We start from the raw sequence: 22,652 nt of genomic DNA, 5'->3' as shown, positions 1-22,652 counted from the left end.
AAGGAGACTGTCATGGCCGGGGCCGCCAATTTTCTGCTTCTCGAACGCGTGGGCCTGCCAGACGATCTGCGCTGGCTCGTCGAAAAATACCCGCGTGAAAACTGGCAGGACCATGCCAACGTCCACGGCATCGCCAATATGTGGCTGCAGCGGCACGACATGTTCCGCGAACTCGGCGGCATGCTGGCCAACGGCATTGACGACTTCCGTGAGGGACGGCTGACGGCGCCTGATTTCGCGCGCTGGTTCGCGCCGCGCCTCAATCATTTTCTTGGGCATCTCGACGGTCACCACAATGTCGAGGATTATCAATATTTCCCGGTCTTCGCCAAGGCCGAGCCCCGTTTGAAGCGCGGCTTCGAGATTCTCGATGCCGACCACCACACCATCCATGAAGGGCTGGAGCGCAATGCCGAGGCGGCCAATGCCTTCATCAAGACGCTGCAGGAGAGCGAAGACAGACAGCGCTTTGCAGCCGACGCCTATGCCGACGAAAACAGCCGGCTGATCGCCATGCTGACAAGACATCTTGCCGACGAGGAAGACCTGATCGTCCCGCTTATCCTCGATCGGGGGGATCAGGCGCTCGGCGTGGATTGACGATCAGCCTTCCCTGGCGCGTTCCCTCCTGGCGATGTGACGGGCGACGAGCCATGCCACAACGGCCACGGTCAGGCCGATGCCAAGCCCGATCAGCAACCGTTCGTGATGCATCAGCGCCTGGCCGATGAAGTGCTCTGCGCCAAGTCCAAAGACATAACCGATCGTACCGAACAGCACCGCCCAGACCGCCGATGAAAGCGCGTTGAGGATGACGAAGCGCGGCGCTGTGATATTGGAGAGTCCGGCTGCAATGCCGCCGACGAGACGCATGCCGTAGATATAGCGGTTCGACAGCACGAAAATGTCGGGATGGGTGTTGAGCAGGCGAAAGGCGCGGCGAAAGCCGGGCCGCTTGCGCAATCTGACGACATAGGGATGGTCGGCAAAGCTTCGTCCGAGGATGAAGAAGAAAGTGTCGCCGACAAAGGCGCCGAGGCCGGCCGCAAGGACGGCGTGCCACAGCACGAAGACCTGCTGGTGGGCGAAGAAGCCGCCGAGAATGGCAGCACTTTCGCCCTCCGCGACGCAACCGACAAAGACCGCGAGCAGCCCGTATTGTTCGATGAAATGGTGGATCGCGTCGGTCATGAAGCCGACTGCTGCGAAGACAGCCTTTCGTCGATCCGCTTGATCATCTCGGTCAGTTGCACGATCTCGTCGCGCATGCCGAGAATCTGGCCGTGGCGCAGTTCATCCAGCTTTTCATGCAGCGCCATGATCTCGATCTCGGCTTTCAGGTTGACCTCGTAATCGTGGGCGGCGTCGATGCGGTCGCGTTCGGTCTGGCGGTTCTGCGCCATCATGATCACCGGCGCCTGCAAGGCGGCTACCATCGACAAAACGAGATTGAGGAAGATGAACGGGTAGGGATCGAAGGCGTCACGCGACAGGAGCCAGACATTGCCCGCCGTCCATAGGACCAGAAAGGCGATGAAGGTCAGGATGAAGGACCATGACCCGCCGATGCGGGCGATCGTATCGGCAAGCCGGTCGCCGAAGGTCTGGTGGAAGGCAACGGCCTTGTTGGTGTCGCGCGAGATGGTGGTGCGTTCGAGCGTCGATTGCAGCACCCGGCTTTCGAGCTGGCTGAGGCCGTCCGGCCGCCGCTTGAGCCAGCGGTTCGCCAGATCGTCGATCGTCTTGTTCATGGCCATCTCCAGGGTCTTAGGCTTGCCGTAAGAGGTAGAGGCTGCCGGCTCACACGGGAAGTGTTAGATTGATTCCAGTTGCCGAGGGACCAATGGCCGATTTCAAGAAAATTCGCGCTCGCGCCGCAAAACGTAAGGGCGGCGAAGAGGAACTGACGTCGCTGCTTGGTCCGGCGCCTGACAATGCCGCCGTGGCTGACATCCCCGATGACCGCATTCTCTCCATTATGGCTGAGCGCGTCTTCGCCGCCGGTTTCGTCTGGCGCGTCATCGAGCAGAAATGGCCTGGCTTCGAGGAGGCGTTTCTGCGCTTCGAGCCGAAGCGGCTGTTGTTCCAGCCCGATGATTTCTGGCACGATCTGACGGCCGACCAGCGCATCATACGCAACCCGCAGAAGATCAAATCCGTTCGCGACAATGCTGCCTTTGTCGAGCGTGTGTCGAAGGAATATGGCGGTTTCGGCAAATTCCTTGCGGAATGGCCCGATGATGACCAGGTCGGGCTGATGGCCTGGCTCGGCAAGCATGGCAGCCGGCTGGGCGGCAACACGGGCCAGTATTTCCTGCGCTGGCTGGGTTGGGATGCGTTCGTCATCTCGGGCGATATGGCCGCGGCGTTGCGCGACGCCGGCCTCGACATCGCCGAAAGCCCGACTTCGAAGAAGGATTTGGACAAGATCCAGAGGCAAATCAATCAATGGGCAGCGGAGACGCATCTGCCGCGCCGCCATATTTCACGCATCCTGGCGATGTCGATCGGCGAGAACCATTCGCCGCAAGCGCTGCGCGAATATATGGGCGACGACTGAAACGTGGTCGCTTGCCACGATCGGCATTCGTCGATCGGTCAACACGATCGAATCGATCGGTCCGGACACGAATGACATTCGTCATTTGCTCCGAATTGGTCCAAACGAACGCCATTGCCCGAGCAATTTTGCCGCGCTAAGTCAGCAGGCATGACCAAGAAGCTCGACATCCTGCGCATCGCCGTCGCCCAGCTCAATCCGACTGTCGGCGACATATCAGGCAATCTCGCCAAAGCCCGCGAGGCGAGGGCGGATGCCGCACGTCAGGGCGCCGATCTCGTGCTCTATACCGAGCTTTTCCTCGCCGGCTACCCGCCGGAGGATCTGGTGCTGAAGCCGGCCTTTTTGAAAGCCTGCGAAAAGGCGGCACAGGACTTTGCCGCCGACACCGCGGATGGCGGTCCCGGCGTCATCATCGGCACGCCGTTGAAGCGCAAGAGCGGCACGCACAATTCGATCATCTTCGCCGACGGCGGCAAGATCATCGCCGAACGCTACAAGCTCGATCTGCCGAACTACGGCGAGTTCGACGAGAAGCGCGTCTTCCAGGCCGGACCCGAGATCCAGGGGCCGGTCAATTTCCGCGGCGTGCGCATCGGAATTCCGATCTGCGAGGACATCTGGGGCGATGTCGATATCTGCGAGACGCTGGCCGAAAGCGGGGCGGAAATCCTGCTGGTGCCGAACGGCTCGCCCTATTATCGCGCCAAGATCGATGTCCGCCACCAGGTCGTCATCCGCCAGGTCATCGAATGTGGGCTGCCGATGATCTATGCCAACCAGCTTGGCGGCCAGGACGAGCTGATCTTCGACGGCGCTTCGTTTGCCATTGGCGCCGACAAGACACTTGCCTTCCAGATGAGCCAGTTCGAGGAAGCGGTCGACGTCACCACCTGGAAGAGACAAGGCGATCACTGGGTCTGCTCGGAAGGGCCGATGTCGAAAATCCCGGACCGGGAGGAGGCCGACTATCGCGCCTGCATGCTGGGCCTGCGCGACTACGTCAACAAGAACGGCTTCAAGAACGTCGTGCTTGGTCTGTCCGGCGGCATCGATTCGGCGATCTGCGCGGCGCTGGCCGTCGATGCGCTCGGCGAGGAACGGCTGCGCGCGGTGATGATGCCCTACCGGTATACCTCGAAGGATTCGCTCAAAGATGCCGAGGATTGCGCCCGCGCTCTCGGCTGCCGCTATGACATCGTGCCGATCTTCGAACCCGTGGAGGGCTTCCTGCACGCGCTGACGCAGATGTTCGAAGGCACCAAGGAAGGTATCACCGAGGAGAATTTGCAGAGCCGCGCACGCGGCACCATCCTGATGGCGATCTCCAACAAGTTCGGCTCGATGGTCGTCACCACCGGCAACAAGAGCGAGATGTCGGTCGGTTATGCCACGCTCTATGGCGACATGAATGGCGGCTTCAATCCGATCAAGGACCTCTACAAGATGCAGGTCTACGCGCTGTCGCGCTGGCGCAACAGCCACGTGCCGCCGGGTGCGCTGGGCCCCTCGGGCGAGGTGATCCCGAAAAACATCATCGACAAGGCACCGTCGGCGGAATTGCGCGAGAACCAGACCGATCAGGATTCGCTGCCGCCCTATCCGGTGCTGGACGATATCCTCGAATGCCTGGTCGAGAATGAGATGGGTGTCGACGACATCGTCGCGCGCGGCCATGACCGGGCGACGGTGACGCGCATCGAGCACCTGCTCTACATCGCAGAATACAAGCGACGGCAGGCGGCGCCAGGCGTGAAGATCACGAAAAAGAATTTTGGCCGCGACCGCCGCTACCCCATCACCAATCGTTTCAGGGATCGCAGCTAGGTACCGAAAGCGCACGCGGCGCGGCCGGAGACAACCATGCCCGATTGTGAGATCAGCTTCGACATGTCACGGATCGATTTCCGTGCGACATCGGACCTGTTGATGGCAAGCTATTGGGGCGCCGGACGCACTGACGAAGTCCATCGCCGCGCCTTTGCCAATTCGCTTTGCGTCGGCGCCTATGTCGATGGCAGGCAAGTCGGCTTCGGCCGGGCGATCACCGACCGCACCGTATTCGCCTATCTCGCCGATCTCATCATCTGGCCGGAGAATCGCGGGCAGGGCATAGGAAGCCGGCTCGTCCAGGCCCTGATCGATCATCCGGAGGTCAGGACCGTTTTCCATTGGAGCCTGTCGACCAGCGATGCCCATGGCATGTATGAAAAGCTCGGGTTCAAGCCATCGACCGATGGCCGCTACATGCGCTTGGATCGCGTTCCTGAATGAGGCGCGGCTTGCCCGCCATTGTTGCAAAATAATCGCAGTGGTTGGACCAGATACGCTTTTGGCGTCAGCCCGTCTTGGCGGTGCATCGGAGCGTCTCTATAAGAACCGCTCCGCAATTGTCTTGCGGGAGGTCCGAATGGCAGTATTTCACATGGTAATGCGAGGCCGCGAAGCCTAGGTCTCATCCGGCGCTCCGCGAAGGTTTGCCCTTCGTGCCGATGCCGAATCGAGCACAGGCTTTGCCGATGCCGGTCGCCGCCCGATTATGGGCGAGACGCCAAATATGCCACTCCGCTTTCCGGGCACTCATTGGCCCCTTGCGCGGCTTCTTCAATTTTCGACCTACTGGGATCGGGCTCGTTTGTGCCCGAATGACATCATGGCTCGTTTTAAGATCGATTTGCGCGCGAGCGCCTTTCGCAGCGTTCTCGGCTTCACGCTTACCCATTGGCGGCGCCAGCCGTGGCGGCTCTCGCTCATCATGGCCAGCTTCCTGCTGTCGACGCTGGCCGATGTGCTGACGCCGCTCTATTCCGGCCGGCTGGTCGACGCCGTCGCCAGCAGCGCCGGCGCCGACGCGATTGCCTGGAATGCCGCGCTGACGGCGTTCTCGATGTTGATGGCGCTGGCGCTGGCCGGCGTCGTGTTGCGCAACCTGGCGTTCATGGGCATCGTCGAGCTGACCTTGAAGATGATGGCCGACATCGCCGCCGATGCTTTCCATCGCGTTCAGCGCTTTTCCACCGACTGGCATGCCAACAGCTTTGCCGGCTCGACCGTGCGCAAGGTGACGCGCGGCATGTGGGCGCTCGACCTGCTCAACGACACCATCCTCATCGCACTGCTGCCGTCGATCGTCATGCTGGTCGGGTCGACGTTGCTGCTCGGCTGGTTCTGGCCGTTGATGGGTGCGGTCGTTGCTGCCGGTTCGGTGCTGTTCATCACGGTGACGGCGCTGCTGTCACTTGGCTATGTCGCGCCGGCGGCAAGGCTCGCCAACACCTGGGATACCCGCCTCGGCGGCTCGCTGGCCGACGCGGTCAGCTGCAACGCCGTGGTCAAGGGCTTTGGCGCCGAGGAGCGCGAAGAACGCCGCCTGGCCAAGGTCGTCGCCAAATGGCGTGCGCGTACACGGCGCACCTGGGTGCGCGGCACCATCAACGGCACCACGCAAGGAGTGCTGCTGCTGGTCATGCGCGCTGCGGTGATCGGCCTGGCGCTGATGCTGTGGTCCTGGGGGCAGGCGAGCGCCGGCGACGTTGCGTTCGTGCTGACCTCGCTCTTCGTGCTGCAGGGCTATCTCAGGGATATCGGCACGCATATCCGCAACCTGCAGCGCTCCATCAACGATATGGAAGAGCTGGTCGATTTCCAGTCCGAACCGCTCGGCATCGAGGACCGGCCAGGTGCCAAGCCGATCCGGATCACCGAAGGACGGATCAGCTTCGACAACGTCACCTTTCACTATGGCCATCACCGATCCGCGCTTTACCGCGACTTTTCGGTCGATATCGCGCCGGGTGAGCGCGTCGGGCTGGTCGGCCATTCGGGGTCGGGCAAGACGACCTTCGTCAAGCTTATCCAGCGGCTCTATGACGTGAACGCGGGGAAAATCCTGGTCGACGGTCAGGACATCTCGCAGGTGGCGCAAGCCTCGCTGCGCGGGCAGATCGCCATCGTTCAGCAGGAGCCGATCCTGTTCCACCGGTCCCTGGCCGAAAACATCGCCTATGCCAGGCCGAGTGCGTCGCAGGAGGAGATCGAGCATGCCGCGAAGCTGGCGAGTGCGCATGACTTCATCACCAACCTGCCAAAGGGCTACGGTACACTGGTCGGCGAACGCGGTGTGAAACTGTCGGGTGGCGAGCGTCAGCGCGTGGCGATCGCGCGCGCCTTCCTTGCCGATGCGCGCATCCTGATCCTCGACGAGGCGACATCGAGCCTCGATTCGGAATCGGAGGTGCTGATCCAGCAGGCGATGGAGCGGCTGATGGTCGGCCGCACCACGCTGGTCATCGCGCACCGGCTTTCGACAGTGCGGGCGCTCGACAGGCTACTGGTCTTCGATCGCGGCAACATCGTCGAGGAAGGCTCGCATGACGAACTGATCCGGCTGAAAGGCGGCATCTACCGTCGTCTGTTCGAACGCCAGGCGCTCGAACTGACCAAGGGACTTGTCAGCTGACCTGAGGCGGCCTCCAGCTTCGGCCGGAGGCCGCCTCTGTCAGGCACGGTCAGCCCAGCGGGCTGGAGCAGGAGATGCGATCGCAGGGAGGCAGTCGACCCGTCGATCAGCGCCGTGATGCTGGCCGACTTGATTTGCCTGTGAAGTCCTGTCCGGATAGTAAGTCTTGGGACCTCTGTTCATCATATTGACCGAGATACGTTGTTTCTACCATTGGTTGATATATATCCGATGGAGGCAACCCACGGACGTTCTTCACGATGCATCTTTCTGCGAATGCCGAGGAAAAGTTGGCTGCGCCGTCAGTGCTGGAATCTCAGCATGGCTCGGTTCGGCCGCTTGCTGCCGAAGATCTCGAGCGCGTCGCCGCACTCTTCCTGACGAAGTTTCGCCGGCGGCGCCGTCACCTCCTCGATCGCGCTATCGCCGAAACGGCCGCGTATATGAGAGAGATTTATCTCGACCCTGCCGGCCAGTCCGGTGAAAGCAACGCTCTTGTCCAGATCAACCGGCAGGGTCGCCTGGGTGGGTTCCTCGGCGTTTTGAAAGCCCGCTACGAGCTCAATGGAGCGCCATTGAATGCGGCGATCATCGGGCCGCTCATGGCCGACCCCGGCACCGATGACGGCTCGGCCGGACCGCAATTGCTGCGGGCATTGCATCAAGGCGAATTCGATCTGCAGCTGACCGATTCGGCCAACCGGACATCCTTGGCTTTCGCGCGCCCGATGAAGTATCAACTCCTGCCGGTGCATTGTCTGGGATGGACATATGTTTTCCGGCCGGCGGGAATGGCCGCCGCCGCACTGCACCGTAAATGGCCCGGCCTGCCTCACCTTGTACTCGACCCCTTTGCGCGAGCATTCGATGCTCTTGCGAAAAGAAGGTTCGAGCCCCCCGTCCAGCATTCATCGTCGCATCGCACCCACCGTGAGCCGATCAATGCCGTGCAATTTGCCGAGGAACTGCCGACCCTCCTGTCTGGTTACGCTCTTCGGCCGAGTTGGAAGGATGGGGAGTTGCCACGGCTGCTTGCGCTGGCGGCCGAGAAGCGGGCCGACGGCCCCCTTCATTTCGGTGGGATCTACGACGAAACGGGCAAAATGCTCGGTTGTTATGCCTTCTATGGTCAAGCCGGCGACATGGCGAACCTGTTGCAAATCCAGGCATTCGGATCGCATTGGGGCGCGACGCTGGATGCGCTTGTCGCCGCCGCATGGGAGATGGACTGCGTGGGCATCACCGGGCAGACGCAGACCAGATTCATATCTCAACTCTTTGGCTACAAGAATGTCTTCTTCCGCTATGCCGGGGGAACGATGGTCCGCTCGCGGATCGCCGAGGTCACGGAAGCGGTCCGCTCCGGCGACATCTTTATCGGTGGATTGGTGGGCGACCGCTGGACCCGCCTCAGTTCCGATGATTTCGGCCGCTGATCGCCTTCAACCGGTGGTCGGCCCCAGCGGCTGGCAGCGCTCGGTTACAAAGGCCGCCTGCGGACTGGGTGCCTCCTGAGGCGTCCAACGCCCGGTCTTTTCATTCCAGCCGCCATGTTCTATGTCTGCCGGGCAGCGCGGGGGCGCGTCTTGTCAATCGTAAAAGCATCCGGTACGCCCCGCTCATGACAGTTACCGTTCGTTTCGCCCCTTCGCCGACCGGCCGCATCCATATCGGCAATGCGCGCACGGCTCTGTTCAACTGGCTGTTCGCCGTGAACAACAAGGGTCGCTTCATCCAGCGCTTCGACGACACCGACATTGCGCGCTCGAAGCAGGAGTTTTCCGACGCCATCCTATACGACCTGCATTGGTTGGGCATTTTTCCCGACGCCACCGAGTACCAGTCGCGGCGCTTCGAAGTCTATGACGCGGCGGTCGAGAGGCTGAAGGCGGCAGGCGTTCTCTATGCCTGCTACGAAACGCCGGAGGAGCTGGATCTCAGGCGCAAGGTGCGCCGCACGCGCGGTCTGCCGCCCGTCTATGGCCGCGAGGCGTTGACCCTTACGCACGAACAGATCGCCGAATACCAGACCGATGGCCGCCGGCCGCACTGGCGTTTTCTCCTGCCCAATTTCTCAGACGATCCACAACAGCCGGAACGCACTGAAATCCACTGGAACGACTTGGTGCGCGGTGAGGAAACCGTCGATCTGGCCTCGCTTTCCGACCCGGTCCTGGTGCGCGAGGACGGCACCTATCTCTATACGCTGCCTTCCGTGGTCGACGACATCGAGATGGGCGTCAGCCATGTCATCCGCGGCGACGACCATGTCACCAACACCGGCGTGCAGATCGCCCTGTTCCAGGCACTGGCTGCCACGCCGCCAGTGTTCGGCCACCACAATCTCCTGACCACCGCATCGGGCGAGGGCTTGTCGAAGCGCACCGGCGCGCTCTCCATCGAAAGCCTGCGCGAGGACGGCATCGAGCCGATGGCCGTCGCATCATTGGCCGTCCTGGTAGGCACTTCGGAGAATGTCGCAGCGATGCCGACGATGGGCGAACTCGCCGAACGCTTCGATCCGGCGGCGACATCGAAATCCGCGGCCAAGTTCGATCCGGACGAGCTGTTCGTGCTCAACCGGTCGCTGCTGCACCACATGCCGTTCAGCGAGGCACAAGACCGTCTGATCGTGCTCGGCGTCTCCGGCGAGCAGGCCGAACCGTTCTGGCTGGCGGTGCGCGGCAATCTCGACAGGCTGGCCGATGCGGTCAACTGGTGGCGCATCCTGCGCGAAGGACCGCAGGAGAAGCCGGAATTTTCCGATGACGACCGCGACTTTCTTCGACAGGCATTCGACCTGCTGCCGGAGGAACCCTGGACCGCGACGATCTGGAAGGACTGGACGGGCAAGATCAGGGAAGCGACCGGCCGCAAGGGCAAGGCGTTGTTCATGCCGCTCAGGACAGCCCTTACCGGACTGCCTTCGGGGCCGGAGCTTGCAGATCTATTGCCGCTGATGGGTCGGGAAGGAACGTTGGCCCGACGACCCTGACCTTGCGCTGTTCCGGCGGCAGCGCGGACACGGGCGACGTCACCGGCCTGGCGGAAAGCCGCTTGATCGCCTCGCGGTCGAGCCCACCTTCCAGATTGGCCAGCGTTTCGGGATCGGCGCCCGGATCAGGTTTTGCAACCGGGACTGGAATGAATGATGACGCGTCTGTCTCTGGCTGCGATTGCACCGGATTCGGCGGATTGCCGGCAATGATCTGGAAACCCTGCGCAGCGGCGTTGCAGCCGCAAGCCGGCGGCCGCGACATGCCGGGCCGCTTGTAGAGATAGGCGGTCGGCAATTCGCTGTAAGGCCGGCCGGTGACAGATGACGTCATCGACGCCGAATCGTCGTCCATGCCGCGCGAATAGAAAACCTGCATCTCGGTTCCGGGGCAGCTCGATTCGCAATTCTTCTGGTCGCGTTCGAAATCGCCTGCCGAGGCCGAGTTCGACATAGGGAAAAAGTAGCCGTCGCAGGTGCGCACACAGGACGTGTGGAATTCGCCACCGACGCTCGGAAAATCCGGCACGCCGGGCTGGTTGAGCACACGGCGGACATTGCGCTCCTCGCTGGGATCGTCGGGCTGGTTGGGTTCATCAAGCATATCGAGCTGCTTGCTGTTGCCGCCGAAGAGCTGATCGAACAGGTTTGCGCTGCCGCCGTCGCGGTTCGCTTCCTGCAAAGGCGCACGCCGAGGCGCAACGGTGTCGTCACGGCAGCCATTGGCGTCGAGCGCCGCCAGGATGCGTCCGCGATCGCGGCGAGAGCCACCGCCAGCCAGCCGCTCGCGCTTGTTTTGCAAGGCGTCGAGATTGGCATTCATGCGGTCGATGGTGGCGTTGAGCCCGGCGCATTGATTGAGGTTGCGGCCAAACAGCGAAAAACCGCACCCGGCCTGGCTCGCCTGGCTGCGAGCCTTCGAAATCTGCTCATGCTGCCTGGCAATCGCGGAATCGTATTTCCGGACTAGCGCCGGACCGCCACCGCCGCCGCGCGAGGACGCGGCAAGATCGGCTTCCAACTGGCGGCAGACCCGCGAAGCAGCCTGTGGCTTGGCTACTCCCCAGGTTGCGGACAACAGCAGGCCAAGCAGCACGGCAGCATGCGCCTGCTTCCACCCTCCGGTTGCCATCCGCCCAAACTCCGCCTTCCAAATCCGACTGTTAGCCCCGCAAGGCTACCGTGTTCGCGGTTAACTGCAGTTTACCGCGAAATCCGTGTTCAGCCCAGATTGACGACCGCTTGTGCCTTGTGGGCGGCTTCGACCACGGCAAGCGCCGTCATGTTGACGACGCCGCGCGAGGTGACAGACGGCGTCAATATATGCGCCGGCATGTCGGTGCCGAGCAGGATCGGCCCGACATGTAGCGCATCCGTCATGGTTCTGAGCGCCGTCAGCGTGATGTTTGCCGAATCGAGGTTGGGGAACACCAGCAAATTGGCTTCGCCCTTCAGTCTCGAATGGGGATAGACGCGCTGGCGCAGGTGCTCCGACAGAGCAGTGTCCGCATGCATCTCGCCATCGCATTCAAGGTCAGGCGCGATGCGCGCCAGGATCGCCGCTGCTTGCCGCATCTTCAGGGCGCTGGGCGAATCGCGCGAGCCGAAATCGGAATGCGACAAGAGTGCTGCCTTCGGCTCGATGCCGAAGCGCTGGATTTCTTCCGCCGCCAGCACCGTCATCTCGGCGATTTCTTCCGCCGTCGGGTCGACGGAGACGTGGGTGTCGGTCAGAAAGATGATGCCGCGCTGCGAGATCAGCATGGAAAGCGTCGACAGGTCGTGGTCCTTGATGCCGGCGCGGGGGCCGATGATCAAGGTGACGTTGCGCAGATGCCGCTCGAATCGACCTTCGAGGCCGCAGACCATGGCGTCGGCATCGCCGCGTTTCAGCGCAAGTGCTGCGATCACCGTGTTGTCGGTGCGCACCATGGTGCGCGCGGCTTCCGTCGTCACGCCACGCCGGCCGGCGAGTTCGATCAAAAGGTCGACATAGTGGCGGTAGCGCGGATCGTCTTCCGGGTTGATGAGGCCGAAATCGACCCCGGGCTTGATGCGCAGGCCGTAGCGCTTCAGGCGCACTTCGATGACGTGCGGGCGGCCGATCAGGATCGGCTCGGCGATGCCTTCCTCGAGCACCACCTGGGCAGCCCGCAGCACGCGCTCATCCTCGCCGTCGGCATAGATGACGCGCTTGGCGCTCGATGCCTTGGCGGACGAGAACACCGGCTTCATCACCAGGCCGGAGCGGAAGACGAAGCGGTTCAGCTTGTCGATATAGGCGGCAAAGTCGGTGATCGGCCGCGTCGCGACGCCGGTGTCGCAGGCTGCCTTGGCGACCGCGGGCGCTATGCGCAGGATCAGCCGCGGATCGAAGGGCGAAGGGATCAGGAATTCAGGGCCGAAGATCGGCGTCTCGCCGGAATAGGCGCGGGCCGCGACGTCCGAAGGTTCCTCGCGTGCGAGCGCTGCGATTGCCCGCACCGCCGCCATCTTCATCTCCTCATTGATGGCGCTGGCGCCGCAGTCGAGCGCACCGCGAAAAATGTAAGGAAAACACAGTACGTTATTGACCTGATTGGGAAAATCGGACCGGCCGGTGCAGATCATCGCATCCGGACGCGCTGCACGCGCTATTTCCGGCATGATCTCCGGATTGGGGTTGGCCAGCGCCAGGATCAGCGGCTTCGGCGCCATGTGCTGGAGCAGTTCCGGCTTCAGTACGCCTGCCGCCGACAGGCCGAGGAAGACGTCGGCGCCCGAAATGACGTCGGCCAGCGTGCGCGCCTCGGTGTCCTTCACATAGGGGTCTTTCCAGCGATCCATCTCATCGGTGCGGCCCTTGTAGGCGACGCCGAAACGGTCGGTGACCCAGATGTTTTCGACCTTGGCGCCGAGCGAGACCAGCAAGTTGAGGCAGGCAAGGGCGGCAGCCCCGGCGCCGGAGGTGACGATCTTGATGTCCGATATGGTCTTGCCGGCGAACTCCAGCCCGTTGAGCACGGCGGCAGCGACGATGATGGCTGTGCCGTGCTGGTCGTCGTGGAACACCGGTATGCCCATGCGGGCCTTCAGCTGTTCCTCGACCTCGAAGCATTCCGGCGCCTTGATGTCCTCGAGATTGATGCCGCCGAAAGTCGGCTCGAGCGCCGAGATCGTCTCGACCATGCGCTCGATAGCGGGCGCGTCGATCTCTATGTCGAAGACATCGATGCCGGCGAACTTCTTGAACAGGACGGCCTTGCCTTCCATGACCGGTTTGGAGGCCAGCGGGCCGATATTGCCGAGGCCGAGCACGGCCGATCCGTTTGTGACGACACCGACCAGATTGGCGCGTGCGGTGTAGTCGGCGGCGGTCGCCGGATCGTCGCGGATTTCCAGGCAGGGGGCGGCGACGCCGGGGGAATAGGCGAGCGCGAGGTCGCGCTGATTGCCGAGCGGCTTGGTCGCCTGTATCTCGAGCTTTCCCGGCCTTGGGTGCTTGTGGAAGTAGAGGGCGGCTTCGTCGAGGTCCGAACGTGCCGTCTTTTTGCTCTCGCCTTCCATGCGGCCACTCCCTCGAAATCTGGCTGGAGATTCCCTTTTAGCATGCAGCCGTGGCTTTTCGCGACGCTAATTGACGCGCCGGCGGCAATACCCGGCGGTGCGTAGAAAACCTTGAATAATCAAATACTTATGACGATTTTCTGACGGACGGCTCCGACCGTTTCACGGATAAGTTGATCAAAAGGCGCTGACGTAAAGACCACCATCGACCGGTATGTTCTGCCCGGTCAGATAGCCGGCATGGACCGAGCACAGGAAGGCGCAGATCTGGCCGAATTCCTCCGGCGTGCCGAGCCGCTTGGCCGGAACATCGGCGCTGATGCGGGTCTTGCGCGCGGCTGCGGCCTGAGGGCTTTCGACTGTGCCGGCCTCATGCGGGCCGCGCAGCCGGTCGGTGTCGAGCTTGCCCGGCAGAAGGCTGTTGATGGTGACGTTGCGGTCGACAACCGTTCTGGCCACGCCGGCAAGGAACGAGGTCAGGCCGGCACGCGCGCCGGACGACAGGTCGAGGCCGGGAATGGGCACATAGACCGACAGCGAGGTGATGTTGACGATGCGGCCGAAGCCGCGCGCCGCCATGCCGTCCAGCACGGCCTGCACGAGCTCGATCGGAGTCACCATGTTCTGGGTAACGCCTTCGAGGATCTTTTCGCGATCAAGCGTGCGGAAGTCGCGAAGCGGCGGTCCGCCATTGTTGTTGACCAGGATGTCCGGCTCGGGGCAAGCCACGAGCAGCGCCTTCTGCACCTCCGGCTTCGAGACGTCGCCGACGACTTCCGTCACCGTGACGCCATAGCGCTCGCGCAACTCAGCGGCGGTTTTCGCCACCAGCTCCGCATTGCGTCCGTTGACGACGACGTCGCAGCCGGCTTCCGCCAGCGCCATGGCGCAACCGCGCCCAAGTCCCTTGCTCGAAGCGCAGACGATGGCCTTCTTTCCGCGGATACCAAGATCCATGACGATTTCTCCTGTGATTTGGCCGGCAAGCTAGTCCTTCGGCTGGACCAATCGCAACCGTCATACGGTTGTTGCATGAATCGGGGCATAGCCTGCGCGAAAGCAAGGGTGAAATCGCGATGTCCGGCCAAGAGCCCCGCACTTTCCGCAGCATGTTCATTTCCGACGTCCATCTGGGCTCGAAGGCGGCCAAGGCCGAGTTCCTGATCGATTTCCTTCGATATCACGATGCCGATATCATCTATCTGGTGGGTGACATCGTTGATGGCTGGCGGCTGCGGCGGAGCTGGCATTGGCCGCAAAGCCACAACGACGTCGTGCAGAAACTGCTGCGCAAGGCGCGCAAGGGCGCCAACATCACCTACATCGCCGGCAACCATGACGAGTTCGCCCGCCAGTTCCAGGGCGTGCATTTCGGTGGCATCGTCGTTGCCGATCGCGCCATCCACGAGACCGCCGACGGCAAGCGGCTGCTCGTCATCCATGGCGACCAGTTCGACACCGTGGTCCACAATGCGCGCTGGCTCGCCTATCTCGGTGACCACGCCTATGACGCGGCCATGCTGGTCAACCGCGTGGTGACGCGGCTGCGCCAACTGCTCGGCCTGCCTTATTGGTCGTTTTCGTCCTGGGCCAAGCACAACGTCAAGAAGGCGGTGAACTTCATCGGCTCGTTCCAGACCATGCTTGCCGACGAGGCGCGCCGTTCGCATGTCGATGGCGTCATCTGCGGCCACATCCATCATGCCGTCATCGAAAATTTTGGCGATGTCCAGTACATCAACACCGGCGACTGGGTGGAAAGTTGTACGGCTGTGGTCGAGCATTTTGACGGCCGCATGGAAATCCTGACCTGGGCGCAGGTGCTGCCCGAGGCGCCGGACGAGCCCTTTATCCCGCTGCTCATCGAGGACCGGGTAGGGCAGGCGGCCTAGTCCGAAGTCCTTTCGGACTTCGGAATCAATCAATTAGTCCAACCGGTTTCGTCCGGTTTTCGTCCATGTTAAGGGATCGATACGCGTTGCCCTCCGGCCGAATACAGCGCGATTGGATCGATTCATGTCCCTGCCGCAGCTCTCGCCCGAACAACTCGTCAAGCCGCGCCATTTCGAACTGCGCATGAGCCTGATCTTCGCGACGCTTTTCGTGCCGCTCGGAACGCACTTGCCGTATTTTCCGCTGTGGTTGCAGGCCAAGGGTTTTCATGCCGAGCAGATCGCGATCATTCTGGCGGCGCCGATGTTCCTGCGCGTGGTGACGACGCCGCTGCTGACCGCGCTGGCCGACCGTGCCAGGGACCGCGCCGACGTCTATGTCGCGCTGATGGCTGCGTCGCTGCTTTTGTCGGCAGGTTATTTCCTGACACCCACCTATGCGATGGTGCTGGCGGTCTCGCTGGCGCTGACCATCGTCTGGACGCCGCATTCGCCGATCGCCGATTCGCTGGCTCTTTCGGGTGTCCGCCGCTTCGGTTCGAACTACACAAGCATGCGCAAATGGGGCTCGATTTCCTATTTGTTCGCCAATATCGCCGGCGGCTTCATTCTGTCGGTAACCGGTTCACAAGCCGTTCCGGTTATCATTCTGGTGGCGTTTGCCGCCGCCCTTGCCGCTGGCCTGCTGGCGCCGCGCCTTGGCCGTCCGCGGCGCGCCTCGCCGCTGTCGGCCACCGACATCCAGCATTCAGCGCCGAAGCTTCTCAACCCGTATTTCCTGTATTTCTCCATGGGCGTCGGCGTCATCACCGCCAGCCACGCATTCCTCTACGGTTTCGTCTCCATCTACTGGAAGTCGATCGGCCTCGGTGATTCGGTAGTCGGTCTCTTATGGGCTTGGGGCGTGGTGTCGGAAGTCTGCATGTTCATGATGTTCACCCGCTTTTTCGACCGGTTCTCCGTCGTGTCGGTCATGGTGATGGCCGGAATCGGCTCCATCGTGCGCTGGATCGCCTTTCCGCTGGTCTGGCCGCTCGGCCTCGGCATTCCCGGCTTCTTCGCTGTCCAGTCGCTGCACTCGGTCTCGGTGGCGCTGGGGCTGATCGGGCTGCAGAAGATGATCGGCGAAACGATCTCCGAGGAGCGGACAGGTGCCGCGCAAGGCATCGCCTATTTCTCCAACGGCTTCTTCATGGCGGTGGTGACGCTGGCGTCCGGCCCGCTCTACGACCGTCTCGGTGTCGACGGCTTCTTTGCCATGATCCCGATTGCGTTGATCGGACTGGCGCTGATCGGCCTTGCTGCGCGCTCAGCCCCAGAGCGCCGTATCGGGCGGTGACACCAGCGATCCCTGGTAGACAAGGCCCGGTACCCGGTCGCGGGCAAGCAGCAGCGGACCGTCGAGGTCGACGAAATCGGCATGCTGGGCAAGCAGCACCGCTGGCGCCATCGCCAATGAGGTGCCGACCATGCAGCCGACCATCACGCCGAAACCGAGTTCGCGGGCGCGATCGCGCAGCACCAGTGCCGCAGTCAGCCCGCCCGACTTGTCGAGCTTGATGTTGACGGCATCGTAGAGACCGACAAGCGCTTCGAGATTCTTAGCCTCGTGCACGCTTTCATCGGCGCAGATCGGCACCGCATGGGCGATATGGCGCAGGATCTCGTCATGACCGGCCGGCAGCGGCTGTTCGATCAGCGCGATGCCTTGTTCGGCGGCAAAGGCGAGGTTCGCAACGATGTTGTCGTCGCTCCAGCCCTCATTGGCGTCGAGGATGATGCGGCTGTCTGGCGCTGCCTGCCTGACCGCCCGGATGCGGGCAATGTCGTTGTCGCCGCCGATCTTGACCTTGAGCAGCGGCCGCGCCGCATTGGCGCGGGCCTGCGCCGCCATCGCCTCCGGCTCGCCCAGCGACAGCGTGTAGGCGGTTTCGAGCGCCTGCAAGGGAACAGCGCCTATCGCAACCGCCACCGATGTTCCGCTGAGCTTCGCCTCCAGATCCCATAGGGCGCAGTCTATGGCGTTGCGGGCGGCTCCGGCCGGCATGGCATCGAGCAAGGCGCTGCGGCTGATGCCATCGGCGATCCGGCCGCGCATGGCGTCGATCGCCTCGCGCACGCCCTCAATCGTCTCGCCATAGCGCTTGTAGGGGACGCATTCGCCGCGGCCGAAATGGCCGCCGTCGCTGATCGTGCAGGAGATCACTTCGGCTTCGGTCTTGGAACCGCGCGAAATGGTGAAGGTTCCGGCGATGGGAAAACGCTCGGCCTCGACCGAAATGACACGCGCCATATTTTTCTGCTCCTGCTGTGCGACAAGCGTTGTCGGCAAATCGACAGGTCAGACCCGTCAGGCTAAACAGGACGCCATGTTGACCATCGGCAAGCGCGACGCAAGCGGCACGACCGCAGGGGAGGCTGACCACGAACCGCGCGTGGCGATCGGCGAGGAGGACGGCGTTCTTGGCTGCGCTTTCTCCGGAATCTGGACGACACGGACCGTTGCACTCGTCGACGCCGACATGCGCAAGATCGAAAAGCGAAGCGGCTTCAAAATCTTGGCGCTCGATGTTTCCAAGATCGAGAAGATGGACACTGCCGGCGCCTGGCTGATCGACCGGCTGGTCAGCGCCTTCGAGAAGAAGGGTGTCGAAATCCAGATGCAAGGCCAGAGCGAGATCGCTTCGATCCTGCTCGAAGCTGTCGGCGAGGCCGTGCGGCGCGAACCCGAATCCGGCCCGGTGCGACCGCCCAACATCGTCATTCGCGCGCTGGAGGCGGTTGGCCGCCGGGTCTACGAGATGCGCGACGATTTTCTGGCCTCGATGAACATCCTCGGCGCCACCATCCGTGGCGCGCAGATGAAGCTCGGCCGTGGCCATGCCGTCAACCCGGCGGCGATTTTCAACCAGATCGACCGTATGGGCGTCGGCGCCATTCCGGTGGTGGTGCTGATGTCGGCGATCGTCGGCGCCATCGTTGCCCAGCAGGGCGCCTATCAGCTCAGCTATTTCGGCGCCGATATCTTCGTCGTCGACCTCGTCGGCGTGCTGATCCTGCGCGAACTCGGCGTGCTGATGACGGCGATCATGATCGCCGGCCGCTCCGGCAGCGCGATCACCGCCGAGATCGGCTCGATGAAGATGCGCGAGGAGGTCGACGCGCTGAAGGTCATCGGACTTAACCCGATCGGCGTCCTGGTCTTTCCGCGCCTCGTGGCGCTGGTCATCGCCTTGCCGTGCCTGACCATCATCGCCAATTTCGCCGCACTCGGCGGCGGCATCCTGGCTGCCTGGCTCTATTCCGACATTCCACCCGCCGCCTTCATCGACCGGCTGCGTGTCGCCATCGATCTCAGCACCATCTTTGCCGGCCTGATCAAGGCGCCGTTCATGGCCATGATCATCGGCACGATTGCCTCGGTCGAAGGCATGAAGGTCGGCGGCAGCGCCGAATCGCTCGGCCAGCACGTCACCGCCTCTGTGGTGAAGTCGATCTTCGTCGTCATCATCCTCGACGGGCTTTTTGCCATGTTCTACGCAGCGATCGAGTTCTGAGATGAAGCTGCGAAACAGGAAAAGGGCGGGTGCATTGGCGGATGACGCGGGCGAGGGCGATATCGTGCTTTCCGCGCACGACATCAGCGTTTCCTTTGCCGACAAGCTTATCCTCGACAGACTGTCGCTCGACATAAGGCGCGGCGAAATCCTTGGATTTGTCGGCGCCTCGGGTGCTGGCAAATCCGTTCTGCTGCGCACCATTCTCGGCCTGACACGCAAGCAGTCGGGCACCATCAAGCTGTTCGACGTCGATATCGAGAAAGCTGATGATGCCGAGCGTCTGCGCATCGACATGCGGCTTGGCGTGCTGTTCCAGCACGGCGCCCTGTTCTCGGCGCTGACGGTGCTGGAAAACGTCCAGGTGCCGATGCGCGAATATCTCGACCTGCCGCGAAAGCTGATGGACGAACTGGCGATGCTCAAGATCGAGCTGGTCGGGCTGCCGCCCGACGCGGCGCAAAAATTCCCATCCGAACTGTCCGGCGGCATGATCAAGCGCGCCGCGCTGGCGCGGGCGCTGGCGCTCGATCCCGACATCGTTTTCCTCGACGAGCCGACATCGGGTCTCGATCCGATCAGCGCGGCGGAGTTCGACGAGCTGGTGGTCAAGCTGCGCGATACGATGGATCTGACCGTCTACATGGTCACGCATGATCTCGACACGCTGTTCACCGCTTGCGACCGGGTGGCCGTGCTCGGCAAGAAGAAAGTGCTGGTCGAGGGCACCATCGACGACATGCTGAAGAGCGAGGAACCGTGGGTAAAATCCTATTTCCGCGGAAAACGCGCCCGGCAACTTGATCTTGCGGCGCGCGCATAGCCATAAGTGGGACAATGGAAACCAGAGCCAACTACGTCATTGTCGGCATCTTCACGCTGGCCGCGATCCTGGCGGCGTTTGCCTTCGTCTACTGGACGGCGGCGATCGGCGACAAGGGCGAGACGACGTTGCTGCGCGTGCGCATTCCGGGCTCGGCCTCCGGGCTCGGCCGCGGAAGTTTCGTGCTGTTCAACGGCGTCAAGGTCGGCGACGTCAAGCGCGTCTATATTGATGTCGACAATCCGACGGTTGCCATCGCCGATACCGAGATCGACCGCATGACGCCGATCACCAAATCGACGCAAGCCGATATCGGGCTTGCCGGCCTGACCGGGCAGGCCAACATCGAGCTCAAGGGCGCCGATCCCAAGGAGGTAAAGCTCCTCGACCAAGCGGAAAAGGAAGGCAAGGTCGCCGAGATCGTCGCCAACCCGTCGGCGGTGACCAACCTCTTGCAGACGGCGCAGAATATCTTCACCCGCGCCGACAAGGTGCTGACCGAGCTCGAAGGCTTCACTAAGGACGTTCGCGGGCCGCTGACGCAGACCGTCCAGAACGTCCAGACCTTCTCCGATGCGCTGGCCAAGAATTCGGACGGCATCGACAAGTTCCTGTCCGCGGCCAGCACGCTGGCCGATGAGCTGAAAGGCGTTTCCGGCAAACTCGACGGCACGCTGAAGGCGGCCGAAGGCCTTCTCAACGCGGTCGACAAGGACAAGATCAAGAGCATCGTCGCCAATGTCGACGCAGTAACCGGTAACCTCAAGCAGACGTCGAAGCAGCTCGACGGCGTGATCAAGAACGTCGATACAGCCGTGGGGTCGGTCAACGACTTCGCCAAACGGACGCAAGGCACGCTGGCCAAGGTCGACAACGTGCTCGACGGTATCGATCCCGCACAAGTGCGCTCGGCGCTCGCCAACATCCAAAAGGCCAGCGAGAGCGCCGACAAGGCCGCCGCCGACATCGCGGAGGTGACCCACAAGTTCGCCAACCGGGCCGACGACATCGACCAGACGATCAAGGACGCAAAGCAGCTCGCGCAACGGCTCAACGATGCCTCGGTGCGGGTCGATGGCATTCTAGCCAAGGTCGATACCTTGCTCGGGTCGGGGCAGGCCGACGGCGTGATGGCGGATGCGAGGGCGACGCTGAAGTCGTTCAAGCAGGTTGCCGACACGCTGAATTCGCGCCTTGGCGTCATCACCGACAATCTGGCGCGATTCTCGGGCCAGGGGCTTTCGAACGTCGAAGCGCTGGTGCAGGACAGCCGCCGTTCGATCAGCCGCATCGAGGAGGCGGTAACCGATCTCAGCCGCAATCCGCAGCGCATCCTGTCGGGTGGCGACGGCGAGGTTCGGCAATTCGATGGCAGGGCGCGCCGTTGACTTCGGCGTCGGCGCGCCCCAGAAACATGAGCCGCGAAAGCGGGTCGATCTTACGATCCGGGGACAACGGGGATCGCGCGTGAAGTCTGTGTGGGTGAAAACGGGCGGGTTGACATCGGCTGCGGCACTGCTTGCCTTGACGCTGGCCGGCTGTGCGGCGTTGGGCGGCAAGCCCGCGCCGCTCGATACGTTCGAGCTGTCGGCGCCGTCGGTCGACGCGCATGGCCACAGCCGCCGCCAGATCCTGATCGCGCAGCCGTCGGCGCTCAAGGCGCTGGACAGCCAGAACATCGTCATCAAACCGTCGGATCGTTCGATCCAGTATCTCAAGGGCGCGCAATGGGCCGACCGGCTGCCGCTGATCGTGCAGGCGCGGCTGGCCGAGACCTTCCAGCGCTCGGGCAGCTTTGCCGGCGTCGGCAAGCCGGGCGAGGGCCTGGCGATCGACTATCAGGTGATCGTCGAGATCCGCTCATTCGAGGTTCGGGTCGACGGCGGCGAACATGCCGAGGTCGATCTGTTCGTGCGGATCCTGAACGATCGCAACGGCGAGGTCCGTGCTTCCAAGAGCTTCACCGCAGCCGCACCCGTCTCGGGCAGCGGCAATCCTGCTTATGTCAGCGCACTCGACAAGGCGTTCGGCGACGCCGCCGGGCAGATCGTGCGCTGGACGGATTCGGTGATCTGAGCGCGACGCGCGCCGGAATCCCACCAGGCTTCATCCCACCAGGCTTCTCTACCTACAAGTGGTCGAAGATCTCCGGCCGGAGCTTTCCGGTCTTCATCAGGTGCTGCAGGGTGTAGGTCACGGACAGCGCGTCATCGAGCGCATCGTGCCCCTGCAATGGCGGGTGCTTGACGCCGTAGTAATCCGCAAGCTTGTTGCTCGCGTTCTCGCCAGATCCTCGATCGGCATTCCGGCTGCGATCAGCAGCTTGACGGCGTTGTCAAACCGGGTGGCCGGGATCGAAGGCTGAATGCCCGCGACATAGCAGCTGATGGCGATCATGTTCAATTCGTCCTTGCCCCAGGACCAGAATCGCGCCCCTTCGGAAAAACGATCGATGTCGGCGAGGGCATCCCCTAGTGCCACCCCTTTTGTCTCCAAATCTTCCTCGGTGATGCCGGTCAGTTTGGTGAAGAATGGGTCCAGGGCGTATCTCTGACCAAACCGGTCGACCGGTCTGATATAGGCCTTGTGTGTTCCGAGCAGGGGGAAGTCGCCTTCAAGTCCAAGCCTGACGGCGCCGATCTGTGCGATCACCGGGTCGGGATCGTGGGCCGCGCACCAGAATCTGCGTTGCGAGCCCTCCAGGCAAAGAAACTCGCAGTCGAAAATGATTGCCGTCTTCACGATCACACCCTGCGAGCGTTAGGGTAGCGGTACTGTGGATGAATTATAGCGCCGTCGGGAGATCGACTTAGGGCGGAT

Annotated in this window: 19 protein-coding genes and 1 pseudogene; 13 read left to right on the top strand and 7 right to left on the bottom strand. The window is 62.5% G+C overall.

Annotation, left to right across the window (positions count from 1 at the left end):
- The first annotated feature begins 12 nt into the window (after positions 1-12).
- Complete coding sequence (locus RPF88_RS09900) at positions 13-600, top strand: hemerythrin domain-containing protein (protein WP_024503561.1); 588 nt, start codon at positions 13-15, stop codon at positions 598-600.
- 3 nt (positions 601-603) lie between these two features.
- On the opposite strand, the gene RPF88_RS09895 is transcribed toward RPF88_RS09900, so the two are convergent.
- Complete coding sequence (locus RPF88_RS09895; RefSeq protein WP_275953130.1) at positions 604-1,191, bottom strand: DedA family protein; 588 nt, start codon at positions 1,189-1,191, stop codon at positions 604-606.
- Positions 1,188-1,751, bottom strand: coding sequence for a DUF1003 domain-containing protein (locus RPF88_RS09890; RefSeq protein ID WP_024503559.1), 564 nt, complete (start codon positions 1,749-1,751; stop codon positions 1,188-1,190). The genes RPF88_RS09895 and RPF88_RS09890 overlap by 4 nt, the downstream gene beginning before the upstream one ends.
- A 92-nt stretch (positions 1,752-1,843) precedes the next feature.
- Between RPF88_RS09890 and RPF88_RS09885 the strand changes: the two genes are divergently transcribed.
- From RPF88_RS09885 to gltX, 6 genes are all read left to right on the top strand, one after another.
- Positions 1,844-2,560 carry a DNA-3-methyladenine glycosylase I gene (locus RPF88_RS09885; RefSeq protein ID WP_063172052.1) on the top strand — a complete coding sequence of 239 codons (717 nt, stop codon included), beginning with the start codon at positions 1,844-1,846 and terminating at the stop codon, positions 2,558-2,560.
- A gap of 150 nt (positions 2,561-2,710) precedes the next feature.
- Complete coding sequence (locus RPF88_RS09880) at positions 2,711-4,387, top strand: NAD+ synthase (RefSeq protein ID WP_013531895.1); 1,677 nt, start codon at positions 2,711-2,713, stop codon at positions 4,385-4,387.
- Positions 4,388-4,423: 36 nt separating this feature from the next.
- Positions 4,424-4,834, top strand: a complete 411-nt coding sequence (locus RPF88_RS09875) for a GNAT family N-acetyltransferase (RefSeq protein WP_027161485.1) — start codon at positions 4,424-4,426, stop codon at positions 4,832-4,834.
- Positions 4,835-5,213: 379 nt separating this feature from the next.
- Complete coding sequence (locus tag RPF88_RS09870; protein ID WP_127369534.1) at positions 5,214-7,019, top strand: ABC transporter ATP-binding protein; 1,806 nt, start codon at positions 5,214-5,216, stop codon at positions 7,017-7,019.
- Between the two features lie 260 nt (positions 7,020-7,279).
- On the top strand, positions 7,280-8,455 hold the full coding sequence (locus tag RPF88_RS09865) for a hypothetical protein (RefSeq protein WP_337122278.1): 1,176 nt from the start codon (positions 7,280-7,282) through the stop codon (positions 8,453-8,455).
- A gap of 185 nt (positions 8,456-8,640) precedes the next feature.
- Positions 8,641-10,014 (top strand): glutamate--tRNA ligase, encoded by a 1,374-nt coding sequence (gene gltX, locus RPF88_RS09860; RefSeq protein ID WP_024503553.1) that lies wholly within the window; start codon positions 8,641-8,643, stop codon positions 10,012-10,014.
- On the opposite strand, the gene RPF88_RS09855 is transcribed toward gltX, so the two are convergent.
- The 3 genes from RPF88_RS09855 to RPF88_RS09845 all read right to left on the bottom strand — a co-directional run bounded on the left by RPF88_RS09855 (position 9,932) and on the right by RPF88_RS09845 (position 14,517).
- A complete protein-coding gene (locus RPF88_RS09855) occupies positions 9,932-11,146 on the bottom strand; it encodes a DUF2865 domain-containing protein (RefSeq protein ID WP_337122277.1) in 1,215 nt (404 codons plus the stop codon). The genes gltX and RPF88_RS09855 overlap by 83 nt on opposite strands.
- Positions 11,147-11,235: 89 nt before the next feature.
- Positions 11,236-13,560: an NADP-dependent malic enzyme gene (locus RPF88_RS09850; protein WP_024503551.1), complete on the bottom strand. Its 2,325-nt coding sequence runs from the start codon at positions 13,558-13,560 to the stop codon at positions 11,236-11,238.
- Between the two features lie 177 nt (positions 13,561-13,737).
- Positions 13,738-14,517, bottom strand: a complete 780-nt coding sequence (locus tag RPF88_RS09845) for an SDR family oxidoreductase (RefSeq protein WP_024503550.1) — start codon at positions 14,515-14,517, stop codon at positions 13,738-13,740.
- Between the two features lie 119 nt (positions 14,518-14,636).
- On the opposite strand from RPF88_RS09845, the gene RPF88_RS09840 reads away from it, so the two are divergent.
- Together RPF88_RS09840 and RPF88_RS09835 are read left to right on the top strand one after the other, a co-directional pair.
- Positions 14,637-15,452, top strand: coding sequence for a UDP-2,3-diacylglucosamine diphosphatase (locus RPF88_RS09840; RefSeq protein ID WP_013531888.1), 816 nt, complete (start codon positions 14,637-14,639; stop codon positions 15,450-15,452).
- A 124-nt stretch (positions 15,453-15,576) separates the two neighbouring features.
- Complete coding sequence (locus RPF88_RS09835) at positions 15,577-16,791, top strand: MFS transporter (RefSeq protein WP_337122276.1); 1,215 nt, start codon at positions 15,577-15,579, stop codon at positions 16,789-16,791.
- Here RPF88_RS09835 and dgcA read toward each other — a convergent pair.
- On the bottom strand, positions 16,762-17,745 hold the full coding sequence (dgcA, locus tag RPF88_RS09830; RefSeq protein ID WP_337122275.1) for an N-acetyl-D-Glu racemase DgcA: 984 nt from the start codon (positions 17,743-17,745) through the stop codon (positions 16,762-16,764). The two genes, RPF88_RS09835 and dgcA, sit on opposite strands and share 30 nt — an antisense overlap.
- 76 nt (positions 17,746-17,821) lie before the next feature.
- Here dgcA and RPF88_RS09825 point away from each other — a divergent pair, with 76 nt between their 5' ends.
- From RPF88_RS09825 to RPF88_RS09810, 4 genes are all read left to right on the top strand, one after another.
- Positions 17,822-19,009, top strand: coding sequence for an MlaE family ABC transporter permease (locus RPF88_RS09825; protein WP_063167913.1), 1,188 nt, complete (start codon positions 17,822-17,824; stop codon positions 19,007-19,009).
- Position 19,010: 1 nt separating this feature from the next.
- Entirely contained in the window at positions 19,011-19,832 is an 822-nt protein-coding gene (locus tag RPF88_RS09820) for an ABC transporter ATP-binding protein (RefSeq protein WP_337122274.1), read from the top strand.
- A gap of 14 nt (positions 19,833-19,846) precedes the next feature.
- Positions 19,847-21,220, top strand: a complete 1,374-nt coding sequence (locus RPF88_RS09815) for an MlaD family protein (protein ID WP_063172061.1) — start codon at positions 19,847-19,849, stop codon at positions 21,218-21,220.
- A gap of 79 nt (positions 21,221-21,299) precedes the next feature.
- Positions 21,300-21,908 carry an ABC-type transport auxiliary lipoprotein family protein gene (locus RPF88_RS09810; RefSeq protein WP_407067818.1) on the top strand — a complete coding sequence of 203 codons (609 nt, stop codon included), beginning with the start codon at positions 21,300-21,302 and terminating at the stop codon, positions 21,906-21,908.
- Positions 21,909-21,960: 52 nt separating this feature from the next.
- Here the strand turns inward: RPF88_RS09810 and RPF88_RS09805 are convergent.
- A pseudogene (locus RPF88_RS09805) lies at positions 21,961-22,574 on the bottom strand (3'-5' exonuclease).
- Positions 22,575-22,652: the final 78 nt, after the last annotated feature.

The organism is Mesorhizobium sp. ISC11 (assembly GCF_037162595.1).
Taxonomy (GTDB): Bacteria; Pseudomonadota; Alphaproteobacteria; order Rhizobiales; family Rhizobiaceae; genus Mesorhizobium; species Mesorhizobium ciceri.
The sequence above is the reverse complement of the archived record's forward strand: the minus strand, read 5'-3'. Positions and strand labels throughout refer to the sequence as shown.

What these genes read in the sequence shown, in the direction of transcription:
- RPF88_RS09850 (WP_024503551.1), bottom strand. Translation starts at nt 13,560, where the DNA reads ATGGAAGGCGAGAGCAAAAAGACGGCACGTTCGGACCTCGACGAAGCC.
- RPF88_RS09815 (WP_063172061.1), top strand. Translation starts at nt 19,847, where the DNA reads ATGGAAACCAGAGCCAACTACGTCATTGTCGGCATCTTCACGCTGGCC.
- RPF88_RS09855 (WP_337122277.1), bottom strand. Translation starts at nt 11,146, where the DNA reads ATGGCAACCGGAGGGTGGAAGCAGGCGCATGCTGCCGTGCTGCTTGGC.
- RPF88_RS09820 (WP_337122274.1), top strand. Translation starts at nt 19,011, where the DNA reads ATGAAGCTGCGAAACAGGAAAAGGGCGGGTGCATTGGCGGATGACGCG.
- dgcA (WP_337122275.1), bottom strand. Translation starts at nt 17,745, where the DNA reads ATGGCGCGTGTCATTTCGGTCGAGGCCGAGCGTTTTCCCATCGCCGGA.
- RPF88_RS09835 (WP_337122276.1), top strand. Translation starts at nt 15,577, where the DNA reads ATGTCCCTGCCGCAGCTCTCGCCCGAACAACTCGTCAAGCCGCGCCAT.
- RPF88_RS09845 (WP_024503550.1), bottom strand. Translation starts at nt 14,517, where the DNA reads ATGGATCTTGGTATCCGCGGAAAGAAGGCCATCGTCTGCGCTTCGAGC.
- gltX (WP_024503553.1), top strand. Translation starts at nt 8,641, where the DNA reads ATGACAGTTACCGTTCGTTTCGCCCCTTCGCCGACCGGCCGCATCCAT.
- RPF88_RS09825 (WP_063167913.1), top strand. Translation starts at nt 17,822, where the DNA reads ATGTTGACCATCGGCAAGCGCGACGCAAGCGGCACGACCGCAGGGGAG.
- RPF88_RS09895 (WP_275953130.1), bottom strand. Translation starts at nt 1,191, where the DNA reads ATGACCGACGCGATCCACCATTTCATCGAACAATACGGGCTGCTCGCG.
- RPF88_RS09885 (WP_063172052.1), top strand. Translation starts at nt 1,844, where the DNA reads ATGGCCGATTTCAAGAAAATTCGCGCTCGCGCCGCAAAACGTAAGGGC.
- RPF88_RS09880 (WP_013531895.1), top strand. Translation starts at nt 2,711, where the DNA reads ATGACCAAGAAGCTCGACATCCTGCGCATCGCCGTCGCCCAGCTCAAT.
- RPF88_RS09875 (WP_027161485.1), top strand. Translation starts at nt 4,424, where the DNA reads ATGCCCGATTGTGAGATCAGCTTCGACATGTCACGGATCGATTTCCGT.
- RPF88_RS09870 (WP_127369534.1), top strand. Translation starts at nt 5,214, where the DNA reads ATGGCTCGTTTTAAGATCGATTTGCGCGCGAGCGCCTTTCGCAGCGTT.
- RPF88_RS09840 (WP_013531888.1), top strand. Translation starts at nt 14,637, where the DNA reads ATGTCCGGCCAAGAGCCCCGCACTTTCCGCAGCATGTTCATTTCCGAC.
- RPF88_RS09865 (WP_337122278.1), top strand. Translation starts at nt 7,280, where the DNA reads ATGCATCTTTCTGCGAATGCCGAGGAAAAGTTGGCTGCGCCGTCAGTG.
- RPF88_RS09900 (WP_024503561.1), top strand. Translation starts at nt 13, where the DNA reads ATGGCCGGGGCCGCCAATTTTCTGCTTCTCGAACGCGTGGGCCTGCCA.
- RPF88_RS09890 (WP_024503559.1), bottom strand. Translation starts at nt 1,751, where the DNA reads ATGAACAAGACGATCGACGATCTGGCGAACCGCTGGCTCAAGCGGCGG.